We start from the raw sequence: 16,287 nt of genomic DNA on the forward strand, positions 1-16,287 counted from the left end.
GCGTGGGAACGATCTCTCTCGGGCAATGCTCTAGTATTGGCAAGCTTCCGGGAGAGATCGCCATGTACCGCTTCTTCGAACAACTCAGTTCGCGTATTGCCGCACCGTTCATGGCCGAGACCTCGCGCAACAGCAAGGTCTGGCAGTGTCGCTGTGGGCAGTCCCTGTTCTTTCGCAACAGCCAGTGCCTGGCCTGTTCGGCGCTGCTGGGCTATCAGCCGGAGCAGAGTCGCCTGTCATCTCTGCAGCCCGGCCCGCATGCCGATACCTGGCTGCTGGACGCCGACCCTCAAGCCGGTGCCTTTCGCCGCTGCGCCAACCTCGACACGCCGGCCGCCTGCAACTGGTTGCTGCCCGCCGACAATGGCCAGACCTTGTGCGTGGCCTGCAGCCTGAATCGCACCATTCCCGATCTGTCGATCCCTGAAAACCCCGAACGCTGGCGCAAGGTCGAAACCGCCAAGCGCCGCCTGGTGGCGCAACTCATCAGCCTGGGCTTGCAGGTGATTCCCAAGACGGTCGATGAAGACACCGGCCTGGCCTTCGATTTCGTCGGCATCGACCTGGAAGGCAACGCGCCCACCACCGGCCACGCCAATGGCCTGGTCACCCTTGATATCAAGGAAGCCGACGACGCCCACCGGGAAAAAATCCGCGTGCAGATGCGTGAGCCTTATCGCACCTTGCTCGGCCATTTTCGCCATGAGGTCGGCCACTACTATTGGGACCGCCTGATCGCCAACAGCCACTGGCTGGAACCGTTCCGCACGCTGTTCGGCGACGAGCGCGCCAGCTACGCCGACGCCCTTGAGCAGCACTACCAGAACGGCCCGCGTCCGGACTGGCAGCAAACCTGCGTCAGTGCCTACGCCACCATGCACCCGTGGGAAGACTGGGCGGAAACCTGGGCGCATTACCTGCACATGATGGACGCCGTCGACACCGCGCTGGGCTTCGGCATGAGCGCCCGGGAGATGGACCTGGACTACCAGCCGTTCCCCCTGAGCACCCTCTATGACCCTGAACATCCCGGTGGCACGGCGTTCCTGTCATTCGTCAACGCATGGATCGAACTGGCCGGCATGCTCAACGAACTGTCCCGCAGCATGGGTCAGCCGGATTTCTATCCGTTCGTCCTGCCGCCGGCGGTGATTGCCAAGCTGCACTTCATTCACTTGGTGATCCAGCAAGAGGGCGGCCGGGCGGACGAGGTGTTGCAGGCCCAATAGGCAAGTGCTTGAAGCCCTTCATATTTTAATCCCGCGGGAACGGTTGTAACTTCCGATGAGATCGGTACAATGGCCCCGCTTGCCGAGAGGCGAGCGTCGTTATGGTGATCCCATCGGTCCCCCCGCAACGATTACCCGTGAACCTGGTCAGAGCCGGAAGGCAGCAGCCACAGCGGGAACATTGTGTGCCGGGGTGTGGCTGGTGGGGTTGCCTCCATAACGCCACCCTCCTTGATTCAAAAAAATACTTTTATGAACGCCTTCGCTGACAATCGTCATCTGCGAAGCGATTTCTGCTGTTCGTCCTTCAGCACAGTGCTCACAAGCCCGAAAGCAATCGTTACCGGCAAAAGACTGTGAGGGCTCTTTCACAACTTCAAGCTTCCACTCTGGACAACCCAAAACCACCTTGCTAGTTTGCGCCAGTCACATATTTCAAAATATGTCGATGGCACATGGATGATATTAAAGTGATGGCGCTTTATGGCTCATTCACCTCAACTAACAAGGATGTCGGTCATGAAAAGCCTGCAAGGGTTGCCCACGCTTATCAGCGCTTCCGTCGGCGCCCCCGGCAAAGCCCGCAACTTGCCCGCCGACGTTCAGTGCATCCAGTATTTGTTCAACTTGATCACTCCCAAGTTGGGTTTCCCCTTGGCCGAAAACGGCAAGTGCGACGGCCAGTTGGTGCAGTGCATCAGCCAGTATCAGTTCCGCTATCTCAAGTACGCCCATCCCGATGGGGTGATAGACCCCACCGGGCGTACCTTCAATAGCCTGATCGAAGAGGCGGTGAAGGTGCCGGTCAAGTCGAATCCGGCCCTGCGCATTCCGACCTTCCTGAATGTGTTCGGCAACACCAGTTCCGATATGGTCCAGGCGACGGTCAACCATTACCTTGACCGCATGCGGGCGATGATCGAGGCCGAGCGGCGCAACCGGCAGATGATGCTCCAGGCCACGTGCGACGGCGGTACGACGCTGACGGACACGGACTTTCAGAATGCCGCCATGCAGTTGGGCAGCGGGATTTCGGTCAATATCATCAAGGCGTTTGCCACGGTGGAGTCGGGTGGGCGCTCCGGGTTCGGCGCGGCCAAGTTGCCGGTGATCGCCTTTGAAGGGCACCATTTTCGCAAGTACACCAAGAGTAAATACGATCAGACCCACCCGCTGTTGTCGTACCCCTACGTGCAAAAAGCCGGCCCCCAGTGGAAGGCCAACAACAAGGACCAGACCAAGGCCTGGGAAACCATGGCCACGGCCTTTGCGCTGGATCAGGAAGCGGCCTTGAAGTCGGCCTCCTGGGGTATGTTTCAGATAATGGGGTCCAACTTCACGGCATGTGGTTATAAAACGGTGTTTGAGTTTGTGGTGGCCATGAAGATTAATGCCGGGCATCAACTCAAGGCCTTCCTCGGTTTTTGCAGTCAGAGCCCGGCCCTGGTCAAGGCCATGAAGAACAAGGATTACGCCGCCATGGCGCTGAACTATAACGGCAAGGATTATGGCGACTATGACCATCGAATCAAAAAAGCCTACGAAGCACTTGAAGGGAAAAAATAGAATGCCGTTCAAACGTTGCCTGTCTCGATTGTTGGTTGCCTCTTTCGTTTGTGTTGCTGCGGGAACGCCGGCGTTTGCCGCTGCGCTGCACTCGGGCAAGTACGAAGGACTGATGCTGGCCGTGACGCCTGAGCATCAGGTGGAAGGTTTTTATGCTGAAGAGATGGGCGAGGGCGTGACTCGCACGTGTACGTTCTTCCTGCAGGGCAAGGTCGACGGCGCGAAGGCGTCGGTGTCCACGTGGCTGGATGCGGCCTATCCGGGAACCGTTGCGGCTTCCTCGGACGGCGTGACGTTGACGGTGGAGAAGGGTCGCGAACATCCCGGCTGCATCAACGTGTTGATGCCGGAAATTGCCACCGGTCTGGACCTGACCCAGACGGCTGCCAAGAAGTGGATTGGCCTGGTGACCGTCTCGACCGACAAGGCCTTCTTGCAGAAAACCCCGGACGCCAAGGCCAGTCATCGTGCCTACGTGGTCAAGGACGATGTGGTTGCGGTGCTGGCCTTCAAGGATGGCTGGGCCCAGGTCGAGTACATCAATGGCGAAGGCCGCTCTTCCAAGGGCTGGATCAGCCAGGACCAGTACGCCAGGCTGGCCCCTAAAGGCTGAAGCTGTTCCCCGCGCCGCGGTGTGCCAGGCACGCCGCGGCTTTTTTACGCCCGCAACTTGATCGTTCCCTCGCTCAGCGTAGGAATGCAGCCTGGGACGCTCCGCGTCCCGCCTTACTTCTCTCAGTATTCAGGCCTTGTTACGGTTGAACAGCTTGCGGATAACGGCGAACAGCGCGACGACGCCCACCACCAGGAATTTCTTCGCCGCCAGCAGGAAGATGCCGATCTTGGCGAACAGCCCGGCCTTGGCCGCGATCCCGCCGGCAACCAGTGCGGCAAGGCCATAGGTCGCGAGTTTGTCGGTCTTCGGGTTGAAGTCGGTGTACAGGTTGCCATCGGTGAAGTTGGTAAAGGCCAGGACCTTGGGCAACTCCTGCTTGATGGTGGCCAGGTCGGCCATGGCGGCGACAGCGTTGAGTTCCAGCACGCCTTCACGGCCCAGCACGCGGATGCTGTAGTTGAGGGTGGTCTGCTTGGCGTCGTCGGCTTTCAGCTCACGGGCCCACTACATCTTGTGGGTGGTGTCGTCGTAGTGCGGTGGCTCGGCCCAGCCCAGCAGGTGCAGGCCGGCGTACCCTTGTTTCTGGCGCTCCTTGTTGTCTTCGACGTCTTCTTCCTGCATTTGCTTGAGCAGTTCGGTGTAGTCGATTTTCGCGGCGTCTTCGTCAGAAATGTGCCCGTCGGCCTTGTAGCTGACGATCACGCCCCAACCGCGCTCCGACAGCGGGCTGACGGCTTTCGGCACGATCATGCCCAAGGTCTTGAAGCCCGGTGGGTTGCCCCAGCCATCGGTCAGCAGGCGCTCGGTGTCTGTGGGGTCGAGGTAGTAGAACTCGTCGTTCAGCTTGAGAGTTGCAATGCCGCCGGGCAGGGTGACGGTGCCGGTCTTCTGTTTGAGAGAGCCCAGAAAGTGCTCGGCGGTTTCGGGTGCTTCGGCGGGTGCAGTGGCTTCAACGGGAGCCGGCTTGGCGGCAGCAATGGCGGGGGCGACAGGCAGGCTCAGGGCGGCCGCCGCCAGCAACAGGCGGAAGTAATTCATGGTAGTCCCTTACAATTTGAATTAATTTCGCGGGAGGATAACTGAAACATGTTGCAACGGGTTAGCCGAATGTCTCCCGCAACAGCCCCGCAAAGGCATCCCGCGCCAGATGGCGTTGGGTGTCTTTGTGCCAGAACAGCAGGTTATCCACCGCCGCCAATTCGTCGAAGCGGTAGGACGTCAATTGGTTGGCCTGCTCGTAGCGCGCCAGGATGCCTTCCGGCGCCAGCGCCACGCCGATTCCCGCGCTGACGCAACCAATGATCGTGCCCCAACTGGCATAACTCGCGATGGCCGGCTTGATGTCGTGGGGCTTGAGCCAGTTTTCCAGGGCGGCGCGGTACGGGCAGCCGGGCGGCCAGACCAGCAAGGTGCGGCCGGCCAGGTCCCGCGCGTCCTCAATGGGCGCGCTGGAGGCGCTGGTGATCAGCACCAGGCGCTCGCTGTAGACCACGCTTTGTTCGAGCTTCGGGCGTTTGCCGCCGGCGGCCACCAGCGCCGCATCGATGCGGTGATGTTGCAAGTCATCGAGTAACTGCGCCCAGGCGCCGGTCACCAGTTCCAATTCCACCTGTGGATAGCGCCGATGGTATTCAGCCAACAACGGCGGCAGGCGGCCACTGGCACTGGATTCCACTGCGCCGATGCGCAGCTTGCCGCGGGGAATCGCGTTGCTGTCGACGGCGCGCTTGGACTCTTCCACCAGCGCCAGGATGCGCTCGCAGTAGTCGAGAAACACTTCGCCGGCGGCACTGATCGCCAACCCGCGCCCGGCACGAATGAACAGCGGGGTACCCAACTCGCTTTCCAGTTGCTTGATGCGCGTGGTGATGTTGGACGGCACGCAGTGCAGTTGCAGGGCGGCCTGGGCCACGCTGCCGGTTTGCGCCACGGCTTTCACCATTTTCAGTTGGGCCAGTTCCATCGCTCAGTTCCAGTGATTACAGAAGTCAGAAACGGTTAATTGTCCTGCGCCTTGCCGGGGCCAAGACTGACGGCATTCCCACTGCTGGACGTCGTTCATGAATGCCCCGTCACCCGTAAAGCTTACGCTAGTCACTGCCAGCGTCATCCTCTGTTGGGCGTATTCGCCGATTGGTGTGCATATGGCCTTGCACAGTTACAGCCCAGGCCAATTGGCCTTGGGGCGGTTTCTGATTGCTTCGGTGTTGATGGCCGGTGTGGCGCTGATGGCGAAGATCGAGCGCCCACGGCTGCGGGATCTGCCGTGGCTGCTGGTGCTGGGGTTCTTCGGGATTTTCCTGCATCACCTGACGATCAATTTCGGCCAGCAATTTGTCACGGCCGCCGCCTCCAGTGTGCTGGCGCAGTCGGTTCCGCTGTTTACGGTGCTGGTGGCGTTTTTCGGCTTGAAGGAGCGGGTAACCGGCTGGCGCTGGGGTTGCGTGTTGCTGGGTTTGAGCGGGGTGCTGGTAGTGATCTGGGGCGAGCATGGCCTGGGCAAGATTGATCCCCGTGGCTTGATGATTCTGGTGGCGGCGCTGGCATGGAGCCTTTACTTCACTATCCAGAAACACTATTCCCGGCGCTACAGCCCGCTGACCACGGTGTGCTACACCGTGTGGTCGGGCACCTTGCTGCTGTGTGTATATTTGCCGGGTTTGCCGGCGGTGGTGGCGCAATCATCAACCCAGGCCAACTGGGCGGTGTTGTTGCTCGGCGTGTTCCCCAGTGCCATGGCCTACCTGGCCTGGGCCTATGTGTTGCGGCATGTCGAGGTCAGCCGCGCTTCAGTGGCGTTGTACCTGGTGCCGCCGGTGGCGATGGTGATGGCCGCCACGTTGCTGGGCGAGCAGGTTTCGATGCGGGTCGTGCTGGGAGGCCTGATCGTGCTGGGCAGTGTCGGCGCCATCAGCCTGGAAGGGCGCTGGCGCCGCAAGCCGTTACGGGTTCACGGTGAACACCCGCAGGCGGTGACCGTCGGGGTCCTGGGCGACAAAGGTGTAGCCGAAGTCCGCCTCGACCGGTGACTGGATGATGCTCATCTCGAGTTGCCCCCAGCGCGTGTACAGCTCGTCGACCGCTGCGATATCAGCGACGCAGAAACCCACCTCGCTACCGCCGACCGTGGCTTGGGCCGCAGGCTCCACGGTGTGGCGCGACCACAGGCCGAGTTTCACCCCATTGTCGAGAACGAACAGCGCGAAGGTCGGCCCCAGCTCAACCGGGGGCTTGTCCAGCAAACGGCTGTAGAGGTTGGCGCTGGTGGCCGGGCTGTCGACGTACAACAAAAAGTAATGGGCAATGCTATTCATGATGACTCCCTGGTAGTGCGCAGCAATGGCGCGGCTCAGCCCCAAGTCTAAGGGGCTGTCCTGTCAGTTCATGTCAGGAGTCATCAAGCAAAGAGCAGACAGTCTGGCTGTCTGCTCTTCTTATTGCGTGCACTGGTGTTGCGAGCTCTAAGGCTTGGACAAGGCCTGGTCTACCGCTGCGATCAGCTTTCCCAGATCCTTCGGGGTGGCTTTATGAATGACACCGAACAGATAAGCGCGCTGTTCCTCTTCGTCGACCAGGTCTGCGAAAAAGACTTTCAGCTTCACTCCCAGCGCCTCTGCGAACAAGAACAGAGCCTCGACGCTGGGTGTATAGGTGCCGGTTTCGAAGCGGCTGATGGTTTTAGGGTCAAAACCGGTTTTTTCACCTAGTTCAGCCTGAGTAAGCCCTGCGACCTTGCGGTAACGTCTGATGGCTGGACCCAAACTTGAAATGTGCATCGCTCAATTCCCATTTAGAATCAAGAACTTAACGATAAATCTTAAAATTAGACAACCGCATGTACCATCACCTTTTCTTGCAAAATGTGATGTAATTCGTAGAATCGGCATCTAGGACAAGTATTTGGTGGTCTCGTTTCAGAAGGCAGGTTTATGAAACAGGAAATCATTGCTCTCTCCTTACTCTCATAAATGTGCCCACAAAACGGACGCTTGGCAGGGACTGAAACGTCGCTCGTCAGTGCCACGCTTCATTGCGCCTCACGTGCTGGATACCCGAATTCAAGCCTAGTTGATCATCACTGAATGGATGATGAATTGCTGTGCAAAATCGTGGGTTTGCGTCCGTTGCGGCCAACCAGCCGATCGACGGCGCAGCCCGACTGGAAATACGAATCCGCCTGTCCTGCCTACCCGGTGGTCGAGAGGGCGATCGAATGCTGTCCATGGAGCTTTAACGTGCGTCTCAATTTGCCGGTCACTGCTGTTGAACAGACTTTTGGGGAGCAGCAACGGCTAATTTCCGCGACTGACGTCAACAGCCATATTACCTACTGCAACGCCGAGTTTGCCGCCATGAGCGGCTTTACCCAGGCCGAGCTGATCGGCAGCACCCATAACCTGGTGCGCCACCCGGACATGCCGCCCGCCGTTTTTCAACTGATGTGGAGCTACCTCAAGGCCGGGCAGAGCTGGATGGGCGTGGTGAAGAACCGCTGCAAGAACGGCAACTATTATTGGGTCAGCGCCTATGTGACGCCGATTCTCGAAAACGGGCGGCTGACGGGCTACGAGTCGGTGCGGGTCAAGCCCACCCGCGAACAGGTACGGCGCGCCGAAGCGTTGTACGCGCGTTTGCAGGCCGGTGGTTCGGCGGTAGCGCCGGTGCGGCGCCTGGCGTCCATGGCTCAGGCCCTGGCTTTACCATTGGTGGCTGCGGCTGCCAGCGTCGTCGCCTTCCAATGGATTCCGGGTGTGTGGGGTCAGGCGGTGACCGTTGGCCTGTTTCTCGGTGTCGGTATCTGGGCCCATCAACGCTTGGGACTACAGCTCAAGCGGATTGTGCAGAACACGCCCAATACCTTTTCCGACCCTATCAGCGCTATGACCTACAGCGATGCGCTGGGGCCGACCGCGCAACTGGAAATGATCCTGATCAGCGAAGAAGCACGGCTTAAGACCGCCCTGACGCGCCTCAGCGACCTGGCCAACCAGATGGCCGAAGCCGCTGCCCACTCCAGCATGCTGTCGAGCACCACCGAATCGGCGCTGCTGGAGCAACGCGCCGAGACCGACATGACTGCCGCCGCCATGACCGAAATGGCTGCGTCCATCGCCGAAGTGGCGGTGCACGTGCAACAAACCGCCAGTGAAGCCCACACCGCCAACACCCTCGCCGAGCAAGGCAGCCAGGTGGCGGGCACGTCCCGTGAGGCGATCCAGTTGCTGGCCGGCACCGTCACCCAGATCAACCAGGCGGTGGGTAACCTGGCCGGGCAGACCCAGCAAATCCAGGTGGCCGCGAGCATGATCCAGGCGATCGCCGACCAGACCAACCTGCTGGCCCTCAACGCGGCCATTGAAGCGGCTCGCGCCGGTGAGCAGGGCCGCGGCTTTGCCGTGGTGGCCGACGAGGTGCGTGCACTGGCGGGCAAGACCCGCGAGTCGACCCAGCAGATCCAGGGCATTATCCAGAACCTGCGGGCCGGCGCCGATGAGGCGGTCGAGATCGCGAGCCTGGGCATTCACGAAGCCGAGCAGGGCGTGCAGCAGGTGCTTGAGGCCCAGCAGGCGTTGCAGGGCATTCGCCATGCGGTGGAGCGTATTACAACATGAGTCAGCAAATGGCTGCTGCCTCCCAGGAACAATCCCACGTCGCCGAGGAAGTTTCACAACAGATCAATAACGTCGCCGCCACGGTGCAAAAGACAGCGGGCAATGCCAACGCTGCAGTCACCCGTGGCAGGGAACTCGAAAGCATCTCTTCCGGGTTGCGCGCCCTGGTCGAGCGGTTCAACCGCTAGCCACAGTGAGCCTGACTCATGGACGAGAAATACCGCAGGGCCGTGGATGCAGCCGCCATTTTCTCCGAGACAGACCTGGCGGGCCGCATCACTTACGTCAATGACCAGTTCTGCGGCATGTCCGGCTACGGGCGTGACGAGTTGCTGGGGCAAAACCACCGCATTCTTAGCTCGGGACTGCACCCTGCGGGGTTCTTCCAGGGCATGTGGCAAGCCATCAGCGAAGGCCGGGTGTGGCGTGGGGAAATCTGCAACCGGGCCAAGGACGGAACCCTGTATTGGGTAGACAGCACCATGGTGCCGCTGATTGATGAGAAGACGGGGCGGGTGCAGAAGTACGTGTCGATCCGCTTTGATGTCAGCGAAAAGCGTCAGTTGTTGCACACCCTGCAATGGCGGGTCGGCCACGACGTGCTGACCGGCTTGCCGAACCGTGCCTATCTGTCCGAGTTGCTGAACCAGTCCCTGGAATTCTCCCGCAGCGAAGACATCCCGCTGGCGCTGTGCATGCTCGACCTGGACGGTTTCAAGGCGGTCAACGATGGCTACGGGCATGCCTGCGGTGATTTGTTGTTGGTGGAAGTGGCCACGCGCTTGCGGGAGATCATTCGCGGCGAGGACGTGGTCGCCCGGCTGGCGGGTGACGAATTTGTCCTGATCCTGCGTTACGTGCGTGACATCGACGAGCTGAACGCCGCCTTGCTGCGCATTCTCAAGGCGATCTCCGAGCCGTACTCAATCCAGGGGGCCGAGCTGAACGTGTTCGCCAGCATCGGCGTCACGCTGTTTCCCCTGGATGACGAGGACGCCGACACCCTGCTGCGCCATGCCGACCAGGCGATGTACGTGGCCAAGCAGAGCGGGCGCAACCGTTACCAGTTGTTTGATGTGTCCCTGGAGCAGGAGGTCAAGGCCAGCCACCAGACCGTGCAGCAGATTCGCCAGGCGTTGGCGGCGGGCCAGTTGTGCCTGCATTACCAACCCAAGGTCAATCTGCGCTGCGGCACGGTGGTGGGGTTCGAGGCGTTGTTGCGCTGGCAGCACCCCGAGCGCGGGTTGGTGGCGCCGGGGGATTTCCTGCCGCTGATCGAGCAGACCGACCTGATTGTCGACATTGGCGAATGGGTGATCGCCCAGGTGTTGGCGCAAATGCATCACTGGCAGGCCCATGGGCACGGGTGGTCGGTGAGCGTGAATATCGCGGCACGGCATTTCCAGCGGGAGGATTTTGTCGAGCGGCTGCAAGAGTTGCTGGAGCAATCGCCCGGGGTGGAGCCGCACCGGCTGGACCTGGAAATCGCCGAGTCGGTGGCCATCGACAATATCCAGCGCGTCACCCAGCACCTGGAAGCGTGCCAGGCCCTGGGCGTGCAGTTCTCCCTGGATGACTTTGGCACGGGCTATTCCTCCCTGAGTTACCTCAAGCGCCTGCCGACCCAGACCATCAAGATCGACAAGTCGTTTGTGCGCGACATCCTGCACGACAAGGACGACCTGGCGTTGACCAAGGCGGTGATCGGCCTGGCCCGTGCGTTTGGCCGCGAAGTGATTGCCGAAGGCCTGGAAACCCTGGAGCATGGCCAGTTGTTGATGCGCATGGGCTGCGAAGTGGCCCAGGGCTATTTCATCGCCCGGCCGATGCCGGCGGAAGACGTACCGGGTTGGGTCGAGGGATTTGCACCGCCGCCGCAGTGGCAAAAGCTCGAGTGATGTTTACTGTGGCGAGGGAGCTTGTTGTGGCGAGGGAGCTTGCTCCCGCTGGAGTGCGCAGCGCTCCCAAAGATCTTGGGGCCGCTACGCAGCCCAGCGGGAGCAAGCTCCTTCGCCACAAGGTAAATCAGGTGATCTTAAGGGGAGGGTGCGCTGTTCCCGATATACAGCTGGATGATTTCGTCAATCTCCCCAGACATTTTCATCCGCAGCAACGTGCGCAGGATCTGCTGCCCCGGCACCTGCGGGTCGTTACGCACATAGCACCCCAGGCTTTGCTCCTCGATCACGGCCACCGTATGCAGGCGCTCTGTGGGCGGTAATTGCTGGTTGAAGCGGTCGAGGATCCATTCGTTGATCACCGCATACTTGAAGCGTCCGGCCACCAGCTTTTGCAGCACTTGCTCTTCACTGCGGCTGTCTTCGCGGCTGAACTGGCCGCTGGCGAAGCGTGCCTCCAGGGTCGGGTAGCTATAGCCGAGTACCGTGCCGATATGTTGCGGGGCAAGGCTGTCCAGCGCCACTGACAGCGGCGGCACGTGCGCGGTGACCAGCACATTGCGTTGCACCAGCAGTGGAATGCTCCAGGTGAAATCACCGGACAGGTTGTTCAGCCACGCCGGCGTGACGTAGCAGCGCACATCCACATCCCCGCGTTCCATGGCGGTATCGATGCGCGCACGGGGCAGCACATGGAATTTTGCAGGGCGGCCGACCTGGGTGGCCAGGCTCAACATCAGGTCATACAAAATCCCTTGGGTCGGCTGGCCCTGGTCGAGTTGCACCATGGGCATGGTCCAGCTTTCGGAAATGGAGAAACGCAGAGGTGCGGGTGCCGCCAGGCTGACCGTGGCAATCATCCACAAGGTGCCCAGGACTGCGCGCATAAACTCTCCGGGTTCAGCCTTTTACAGGCTTGGTTAGACCAGCTTAGTCAGATTAGACGAGCATGCCGGATGCAATTTCCCCCTTGCTCCGCTAGCATTACCCGCTTCCGCTTCCCAGTTGCGACGGTTTTCGATGAGTTATCAGGTTCTTGCACGTAAATGGCGTCCGCGCTCGTTCCGCGAAATGGTCGGCCAGACCCATGTGCTCAAGGCTCTGATCAATGCCTTGGACAGCCAACGGCTGCACCACGCCTACCTGTTCACCGGTACCCGCGGTGTGGGCAAGACCACCATTGCCCGCATCATCGCCAAGTGCCTGAACTGTGAAACCGGCATCACCTCGACGCCGTGCGGTACCTGCTCGGTGTGCCGGGAAATCGACGAGGGGCGCTTTGTCGACCTGATCGAGATCGACGCCGCGAGCCGCACCAAGGTCGAAGACACCCGCGAGCTGCTCGACAACGTGCAGTACGCGCCCAGCCGTGGCCGCTTCAAGGTCTACCTGATCGACGAAGTGCACATGCTGTCCAGCCACTCCTTCAACGCCCTGTTGAAAACCCTGGAAGAGCCGCCGCCCTACGTCAAATTCATCCTGGCCACCACCGACCCGCAGAAACTTCCTGCAACGATTCTGTCGCGGTGCCTGCAGTTCTCCCTGAAAAACATGACTCCGGAGCGCGTGGTCGAGCATTTGACCCACGTGCTGGGCGTCGAGAACGTACCCTTCGAAGACGACGCGCTGTGGTTGCTGGGTCGCGCCGCCGACGGCTCGATGCGCGACGCCATGAGCCTCACCGACCAGGCCATCGCCTTTGGTGAAGGCAAGGTCATGGCCGCCGACGTACGGGCGATGCTCGGCACTCTCGACCACGGCCAAGTGTTCGATGTGCTGCACGCGCTGATCGAAGGCGACGCCAAGGCGTTGCTCGAGGCCGTGCGCCATCTGTCCGAGCAAGGCCCGGACTGGAATGGCGTGCTTTCGGAAATCCTTAATGTGCTGCACCGCGTCGCCATCGCCCAGGCCCTGCCTGAAGGTGTCGACAACGGCCACGGCGACCGCGACCGCGTGTTGGCCCTGGCCCAGGCGTTGCCGGCCGAAGACGTGCAGTTCTACTATCAGATGGGCCTGATTGGCCGGCGTGACTTGCCGCTGGCACCCGACCCGCGCGGCGGCTTCGAAATGGTCCTGCTGCGAATGCTGGCCTTCAGGCCCGCCGACACGGCGGATGCCCCGAGACAGCCGCTAAAGCCAGTGGGGATCAGCCAGGCCACAGTTGATTCCGCCAAACCAGTGGCTGGCCCGGCTGTTGTCGCGCCAGTGGTTGCGCCGCCTGCGGCTGTTGCTCCCGCGCCAGCCCCGGTTGTCGCTGAGCCGATGGCGCCTGTGGTCGTGCCTGAGCCGGTGGTCGAGCCTGCGCCCGTGCCTGAAGTCGACCTGCCGTGGAACGACCCGGTAGAAGCCGAGGTCGAGCTGCAGCCTGCCGTCGAGCCGGTGCTGGAAACCACCAGTGAGCAGCCTGAACTGACACCCATGCCCGCGCCGACCCCGGACAGCGTAGTGCCGGACGCCCCCGAGTGGGTTTCGGCCCCGGTGCCGGAGCCGACCGTCGCGCAAGTGGACGCCGCCACCCCGGGCACCGACCTCGACGACGAGCCGCCGCTGGACGAAGACTACATCGAGCCGGACATGGATTCGGCCTACAGCTACCTGGACGACCTGGCCAGCGAACACACCGCCGAGCCTGCCCCGGAGCCGGAACCCGAACCTGCCGCGATGCCGGCCACCGGCCTGGCATTGCAATGGCTGGAGCTGTTCCCGAAACTGCCGATCTCCGGCATGACCGGCAGCATCGCCGCCAACTGCACACTGATTGCCGTGGATGGCGACCATTGGTTGTTGCACCTGGACCCGGCCCACAGCGCCCTGTTCAACGCGACCCAGCAACGCCGGCTCAACGATGCCCTGAACCAGTTCCACGGGCGCACACTGACTATCAGCATCGAGCTGATCAAGCCCGAGCAGGAAACCCCGGCCCAGGCGGCGTCCCGCCGCCGGGTCAACCGCCAGCGCGAGGCGGAAGCGTCGATCCACGGTGATCCGCTCATCCAGCAGATGATGGAGCAGTTTGGCGCGGTGGTGCGGCACGATACTATTGAACCTGTAGAAGCCCCGGTTCAGGCGTCATAAGCCGGGGCCAATCATTGATCCACGTACTTTTGAGGTGATTCCCATGATGAAAGGTGGCATGGCCGGCCTGATGAAGCAGGCACAGCAGATGCAGGAAAAAATGGCCAAGATGCAGGAAGAACTGGCCAACGCCGAAGTCACCGGTAAAGCCGGTGGCGATATGGTCAGTGTGGTGATGACCGGTCGTCACGACATCAAGCGCGTGAGCATCGACCCAAGCGTATTGCCAGGTGTGGGCGAAGACGACCTGGAAATGCTCGAAGCGCTGTTTGCCGCAGCCGTCAACGACGCCGTGCGCAAGATCGAGGCCAACAGCCAGGACAAAATGTCCGGCGTGACCGCTGGCATGCAACTGCCACCGGGTATGAAGCTGCCGTTCTGATCGGCAAGCGCAACACCGAAAATGCCAGGCCTTGTGCCTGGCATTTTTTTTGTGGCGTAAGCTGATCGAACGCATAACGCTTGAATGCTGTCTGCACCCTATACCGTTGAATTCAATCACCGATAGAAGGAGCCTCGCTGATGACCGAAGCATTGACCCTCAACCAGCGCATCGTGCTGGTCTCACGCCCCCACGGCGCACCGGTGCCGGAAAACTTTCGCCTGGAGCGCGTCGCGCTGCCGGAACTGGCCGACGGCCAGGTCCTGCTGAAAACCCTTTACCTTTCGCTGGATCCCTACATGCGCGGGCGCATGAGTGATGCGCCGTCCTACGCCGCACCGGTGGAAATCGACGAGGTGATGACCGGTGGCGCTGTCAGCCGTATCGAACAGTCCCGCAACCCCAAGTTCGAAGTGGGTGACTTGGTGGTCGGTTCCACCGGCTGGCAGAGCCACAGCATCTCCGATGGCCGCAACCTGGTGCCGGTGCCCAAGGGCCTCGCCAGTCCGTCCATGGCGCTGGGCGTGCTGGGTATGCCCGGCATGACCGCTTACATGGGACTTACGGATATCGGCCAACCCAAGTCCGGGGAAACCCTGGTAGTGGCGGCCGCGTCCGGCGCGGTGGGCTCGGTGGTCGGCCAGGTGGCAAAGATCAAGGGCCTGCGGGTGGTCGGTGTGGCGGGTGGTGCCGAGAAGTGCCGCTATGTGGTGGACGAGCTGGGCTTTGATGCCTGTGTCGATCACAAGAGCGACAACTTTGCCGAGGAGCTGGCTCAGGCTTGCCCCAAGGGTATCGACATCTATTTTGAAAACGTCGGCGGCAAGGTATTCGATGCGGTCGTGCCGTTGCTGAACGCCAAGGCGCGCATTCCCTTGTGCGGCCTGATCGCCGGCTACAACGCCCACGAAGCCCCCAGCGGCCCCGACCGTCTGCCGGCGCTGCAACGCACCCTGTTGACCAAGCGCGTGCGCATCCAGGGCTTTATCGTGTTCGACGACTACGGCGACCGTCAGCCGGAATTCCTCAGCGCCATGGCGCCGTGGGTGCGGGATGGCAAGATCAAGTTCCGCGAGGACGTGGTGGAGGGCCTGGAGCAGGCGCCTGAAGCCTTTATCGGTTTGCTGGAGGGGCGCAACTTCGGCAAGTTGGTGGTGCGGGTCGCGCAAGATTGAGCATTTGACGCTAATCCGGGGCGCGGGTATAAACCGCGTCTCGTTGTTTTGTCGGACCTTTCCCCATGAGCTTCAGCCCCCTGATTCGTCAACTGATCGACGCGCTGCGCACTTTGCCGGGCGTGGGCCAGAAAACCGCCCAGCGCATGGCGCTGCAACTGCTGGAGCGTGATCGCAGCGGCGGCTCCCGACTGGCCCAGGCTCTGAGCCAGGCCATGGAAGGGGTAGGCCACTGCCGCCAGTGCCGCACCCTGACCGAGGAAGAACTCTGCCCGCAATGCGCCGACCCGCGTCGCGACGACACGCTGCTGTGCGTAGTGGAAGGGCCGATGGACGTGTACGCGGTGGAGCAGACCGGTTACCGCGGGCGCTACTTTGTGCTCAAGGGCCATCTGTCGCCGCTGGACGGCCTGGGGCCGGAGGCTATCGGTATTCCGCAACTGGTGACGCGGATCGAGGAGCAGGGCACCTTCGTCGAGGTGATCCTGGCCACCAACCCTACGGTGGAAGGCGAGGCGACGGCCCATTACATCGCGCAGTTGCTGACCAACAAAGGCCTGATCACCTCGCGCATCGCCCACGGTGTGCCGTTGGGTGGCGAGTTGGAACTGGTGGACGGCGGGACCTTGGCGCACTCGTTTGCCGGGCGTAAGCCGATCGCTCTGTAACACCGCAGGACAAAATGTGGGAGCGAGCAAGCCCGCTCCCACATTCGTTTTGTGGTGTTCATGAGT

13 protein-coding genes, 1 other RNA gene and 2 pseudogenes are annotated in these 16,287 nt (G+C 61.4%); 11 read left to right on the plus strand and 5 right to left on the minus strand.

Features of this window, described 5'->3' with window-relative positions; genetic code table 11:
* The first annotated feature begins 62 nt into the window (after positions 1-62).
* From D109_RS0112330 to D109_RS0112340, 4 genes are all read left to right on the plus strand, one after another.
* A complete protein-coding gene (locus D109_RS0112330) occupies positions 63-1,229 on the plus strand; it encodes a putative zinc-binding metallopeptidase (RefSeq protein ID WP_017477163.1) in 1,167 nt (388 codons plus the stop codon).
* A gap of 111 nt (positions 1,230-1,340) precedes the next feature.
* Positions 1,341-1,437: signal recognition particle sRNA small type (gene ffs / locus D109_RS1000000132815), an RNA gene on the plus strand.
* A gap of 311 nt (positions 1,438-1,748) precedes the next feature.
* Complete coding sequence (locus D109_RS0112335) at positions 1,749-2,795, plus strand: N-acetylmuramidase family protein (protein ID WP_017477164.1); 1,047 nt, start codon at positions 1,749-1,751, stop codon at positions 2,793-2,795.
* Between the two features lies 1 nt (position 2,796).
* Positions 2,797-3,408, plus strand: coding sequence for a hypothetical protein (locus D109_RS0112340; RefSeq protein WP_017477165.1), 612 nt, complete (start codon positions 2,797-2,799; stop codon positions 3,406-3,408).
* Positions 3,409-3,537: 129 nt separating this feature from the next.
* On the opposite strand, the pseudogene D109_RS01000000131890 reads toward D109_RS0112340, so the two are convergent.
* Together D109_RS01000000131890 and D109_RS0112350 are read right to left on the minus strand one after the other, a co-directional pair.
* Positions 3,538-4,449, minus strand: a pseudogene (locus tag D109_RS01000000131890) (DUF2167 domain-containing protein).
* A gap of 61 nt (positions 4,450-4,510) precedes the next feature.
* Positions 4,511-5,374, minus strand: coding sequence for a LysR family transcriptional regulator (locus D109_RS0112350; protein ID WP_003219067.1), 864 nt, complete (start codon positions 5,372-5,374; stop codon positions 4,511-4,513).
* Between the two features lie 97 nt (positions 5,375-5,471).
* Here D109_RS0112350 and D109_RS0112355 point away from each other — a divergent pair, with 97 nt between their 5' ends.
* Positions 5,472-6,440 carry a DMT family transporter gene (locus D109_RS0112355; protein WP_026077918.1) on the plus strand — a complete coding sequence of 323 codons (969 nt, stop codon included), beginning with the start codon at positions 5,472-5,474 and terminating at the stop codon, positions 6,438-6,440.
* Here D109_RS0112355 and D109_RS1000000132820 read toward each other — a convergent pair.
* On the minus strand, positions 6,354-6,725 hold the full coding sequence (locus D109_RS1000000132820; RefSeq protein WP_081585341.1) for a VOC family protein: 372 nt from the start codon (positions 6,723-6,725) through the stop codon (positions 6,354-6,356). The genes D109_RS0112355 and D109_RS1000000132820 overlap by 87 nt on opposite strands.
* 147 nt (positions 6,726-6,872) lie before the next feature.
* Positions 6,873-7,187, minus strand: a complete 315-nt coding sequence (locus D109_RS0112365; protein WP_003219061.1) for a helix-turn-helix domain-containing protein — start codon at positions 7,185-7,187, stop codon at positions 6,873-6,875.
* A gap of 459 nt (positions 7,188-7,646) precedes the next feature.
* Here D109_RS0112365 and D109_RS01000000131895 point away from each other — a divergent pair.
* Both D109_RS01000000131895 and D109_RS0112375 read left to right on the plus strand, forming a co-directional pair.
* Positions 7,647-9,211, plus strand: a pseudogene (locus D109_RS01000000131895) (methyl-accepting chemotaxis protein).
* 18 nt (positions 9,212-9,229) lie between these two features.
* Positions 9,230-10,921, plus strand: coding sequence for a bifunctional diguanylate cyclase/phosphodiesterase (locus D109_RS0112375; protein ID WP_017477170.1), 1,692 nt, complete (start codon positions 9,230-9,232; stop codon positions 10,919-10,921).
* A 137-nt stretch (positions 10,922-11,058) separates the two neighbouring features.
* Here the strand turns inward: D109_RS0112375 and D109_RS0112380 are convergent, their stop codons facing one another.
* Entirely contained in the window at positions 11,059-11,808 is a 750-nt protein-coding gene (locus tag D109_RS0112380; RefSeq protein WP_017477171.1) for an ABC transporter substrate-binding protein, read from the minus strand.
* Positions 11,809-11,941: 133 nt separating this feature from the next.
* Between D109_RS0112380 and dnaX the strand changes: the two genes are divergently transcribed.
* The 4 genes from dnaX (at position 11,942) to recR (ending at position 16,221) form a co-directional block, all read left to right on the plus strand.
* The gene (gene dnaX, locus D109_RS0112385; RefSeq protein WP_026077919.1) at positions 11,942-13,996 is read left to right on the plus strand and encodes a DNA polymerase III subunit gamma/tau; all 2,055 of its coding nucleotides are present in this window, start codon (positions 11,942-11,944) and stop codon (positions 13,994-13,996) included.
* A gap of 43 nt (positions 13,997-14,039) precedes the next feature.
* Positions 14,040-14,378 carry a YbaB/EbfC family nucleoid-associated protein gene (locus tag D109_RS0112390; protein WP_003193199.1) on the plus strand — a complete coding sequence of 113 codons (339 nt, stop codon included), beginning with the start codon at positions 14,040-14,042 and terminating at the stop codon, positions 14,376-14,378.
* A gap of 140 nt (positions 14,379-14,518) precedes the next feature.
* Positions 14,519-15,553 (plus strand): NADP-dependent oxidoreductase, encoded by a 1,035-nt coding sequence (locus tag D109_RS0112395; protein ID WP_017477173.1) that lies wholly within the window; start codon positions 14,519-14,521, stop codon positions 15,551-15,553.
* 65 nt (positions 15,554-15,618) lie between these two features.
* Positions 15,619-16,221 (plus strand): recombination mediator RecR, encoded by a 603-nt coding sequence (recR, locus tag D109_RS0112400; protein WP_003219049.1) that lies wholly within the window; start codon positions 15,619-15,621, stop codon positions 16,219-16,221.
* Positions 16,222-16,287 lie beyond the last annotated feature (66 nt).

This window comes from Pseudomonas sp. PAMC 26793 (assembly GCF_000313235.1).
In the GTDB taxonomy this organism is placed as follows: domain Bacteria; phylum Pseudomonadota; class Gammaproteobacteria; order Pseudomonadales; family Pseudomonadaceae; genus Aquipseudomonas; species Aquipseudomonas yamanorum.

Excerpts from the sequence above, each read along its gene's own strand:
- D109_RS0112390 (WP_003193199.1), top strand. The coding sequence starts at position 14,040 with ATGATGAAAGGTGGCATGGCCGGCCTGATGAAGCAGGCACAGCAGATG.
- D109_RS1000000132820 (WP_081585341.1), bottom strand. The coding sequence starts at position 6,725 with ATGAATAGCATTGCCCATTACTTTTTGTTGTACGTCGACAGCCCGGCC.
- D109_RS0112330 (WP_017477163.1), top strand. The coding sequence starts at position 63 with ATGTACCGCTTCTTCGAACAACTCAGTTCGCGTATTGCCGCACCGTTC.
- D109_RS0112375 (WP_017477170.1), top strand. The coding sequence starts at position 9,230 with ATGGACGAGAAATACCGCAGGGCCGTGGATGCAGCCGCCATTTTCTCC.
- D109_RS0112350 (WP_003219067.1), bottom strand. The coding sequence starts at position 5,374 with ATGGAACTGGCCCAACTGAAAATGGTGAAAGCCGTGGCGCAAACCGGC.
- recR (WP_003219049.1), top strand. The coding sequence starts at position 15,619 with ATGAGCTTCAGCCCCCTGATTCGTCAACTGATCGACGCGCTGCGCACT.
- D109_RS0112355 (WP_026077918.1), top strand. The coding sequence starts at position 5,472 with ATGAATGCCCCGTCACCCGTAAAGCTTACGCTAGTCACTGCCAGCGTC.
- D109_RS0112340 (WP_017477165.1), top strand. The coding sequence starts at position 2,797 with ATGCCGTTCAAACGTTGCCTGTCTCGATTGTTGGTTGCCTCTTTCGTT.
- dnaX (WP_026077919.1), top strand. The coding sequence starts at position 11,942 with ATGAGTTATCAGGTTCTTGCACGTAAATGGCGTCCGCGCTCGTTCCGC.
- D109_RS0112335 (WP_017477164.1), top strand. The coding sequence starts at position 1,749 with ATGAAAAGCCTGCAAGGGTTGCCCACGCTTATCAGCGCTTCCGTCGGC.
- D109_RS0112380 (WP_017477171.1), bottom strand. The coding sequence starts at position 11,808 with ATGCGCGCAGTCCTGGGCACCTTGTGGATGATTGCCACGGTCAGCCTG.
- D109_RS0112395 (WP_017477173.1), top strand. The coding sequence starts at position 14,519 with ATGACCGAAGCATTGACCCTCAACCAGCGCATCGTGCTGGTCTCACGC.
- D109_RS0112365 (WP_003219061.1), bottom strand. The coding sequence starts at position 7,187 with ATGCACATTTCAAGTTTGGGTCCAGCCATCAGACGTTACCGCAAGGTC.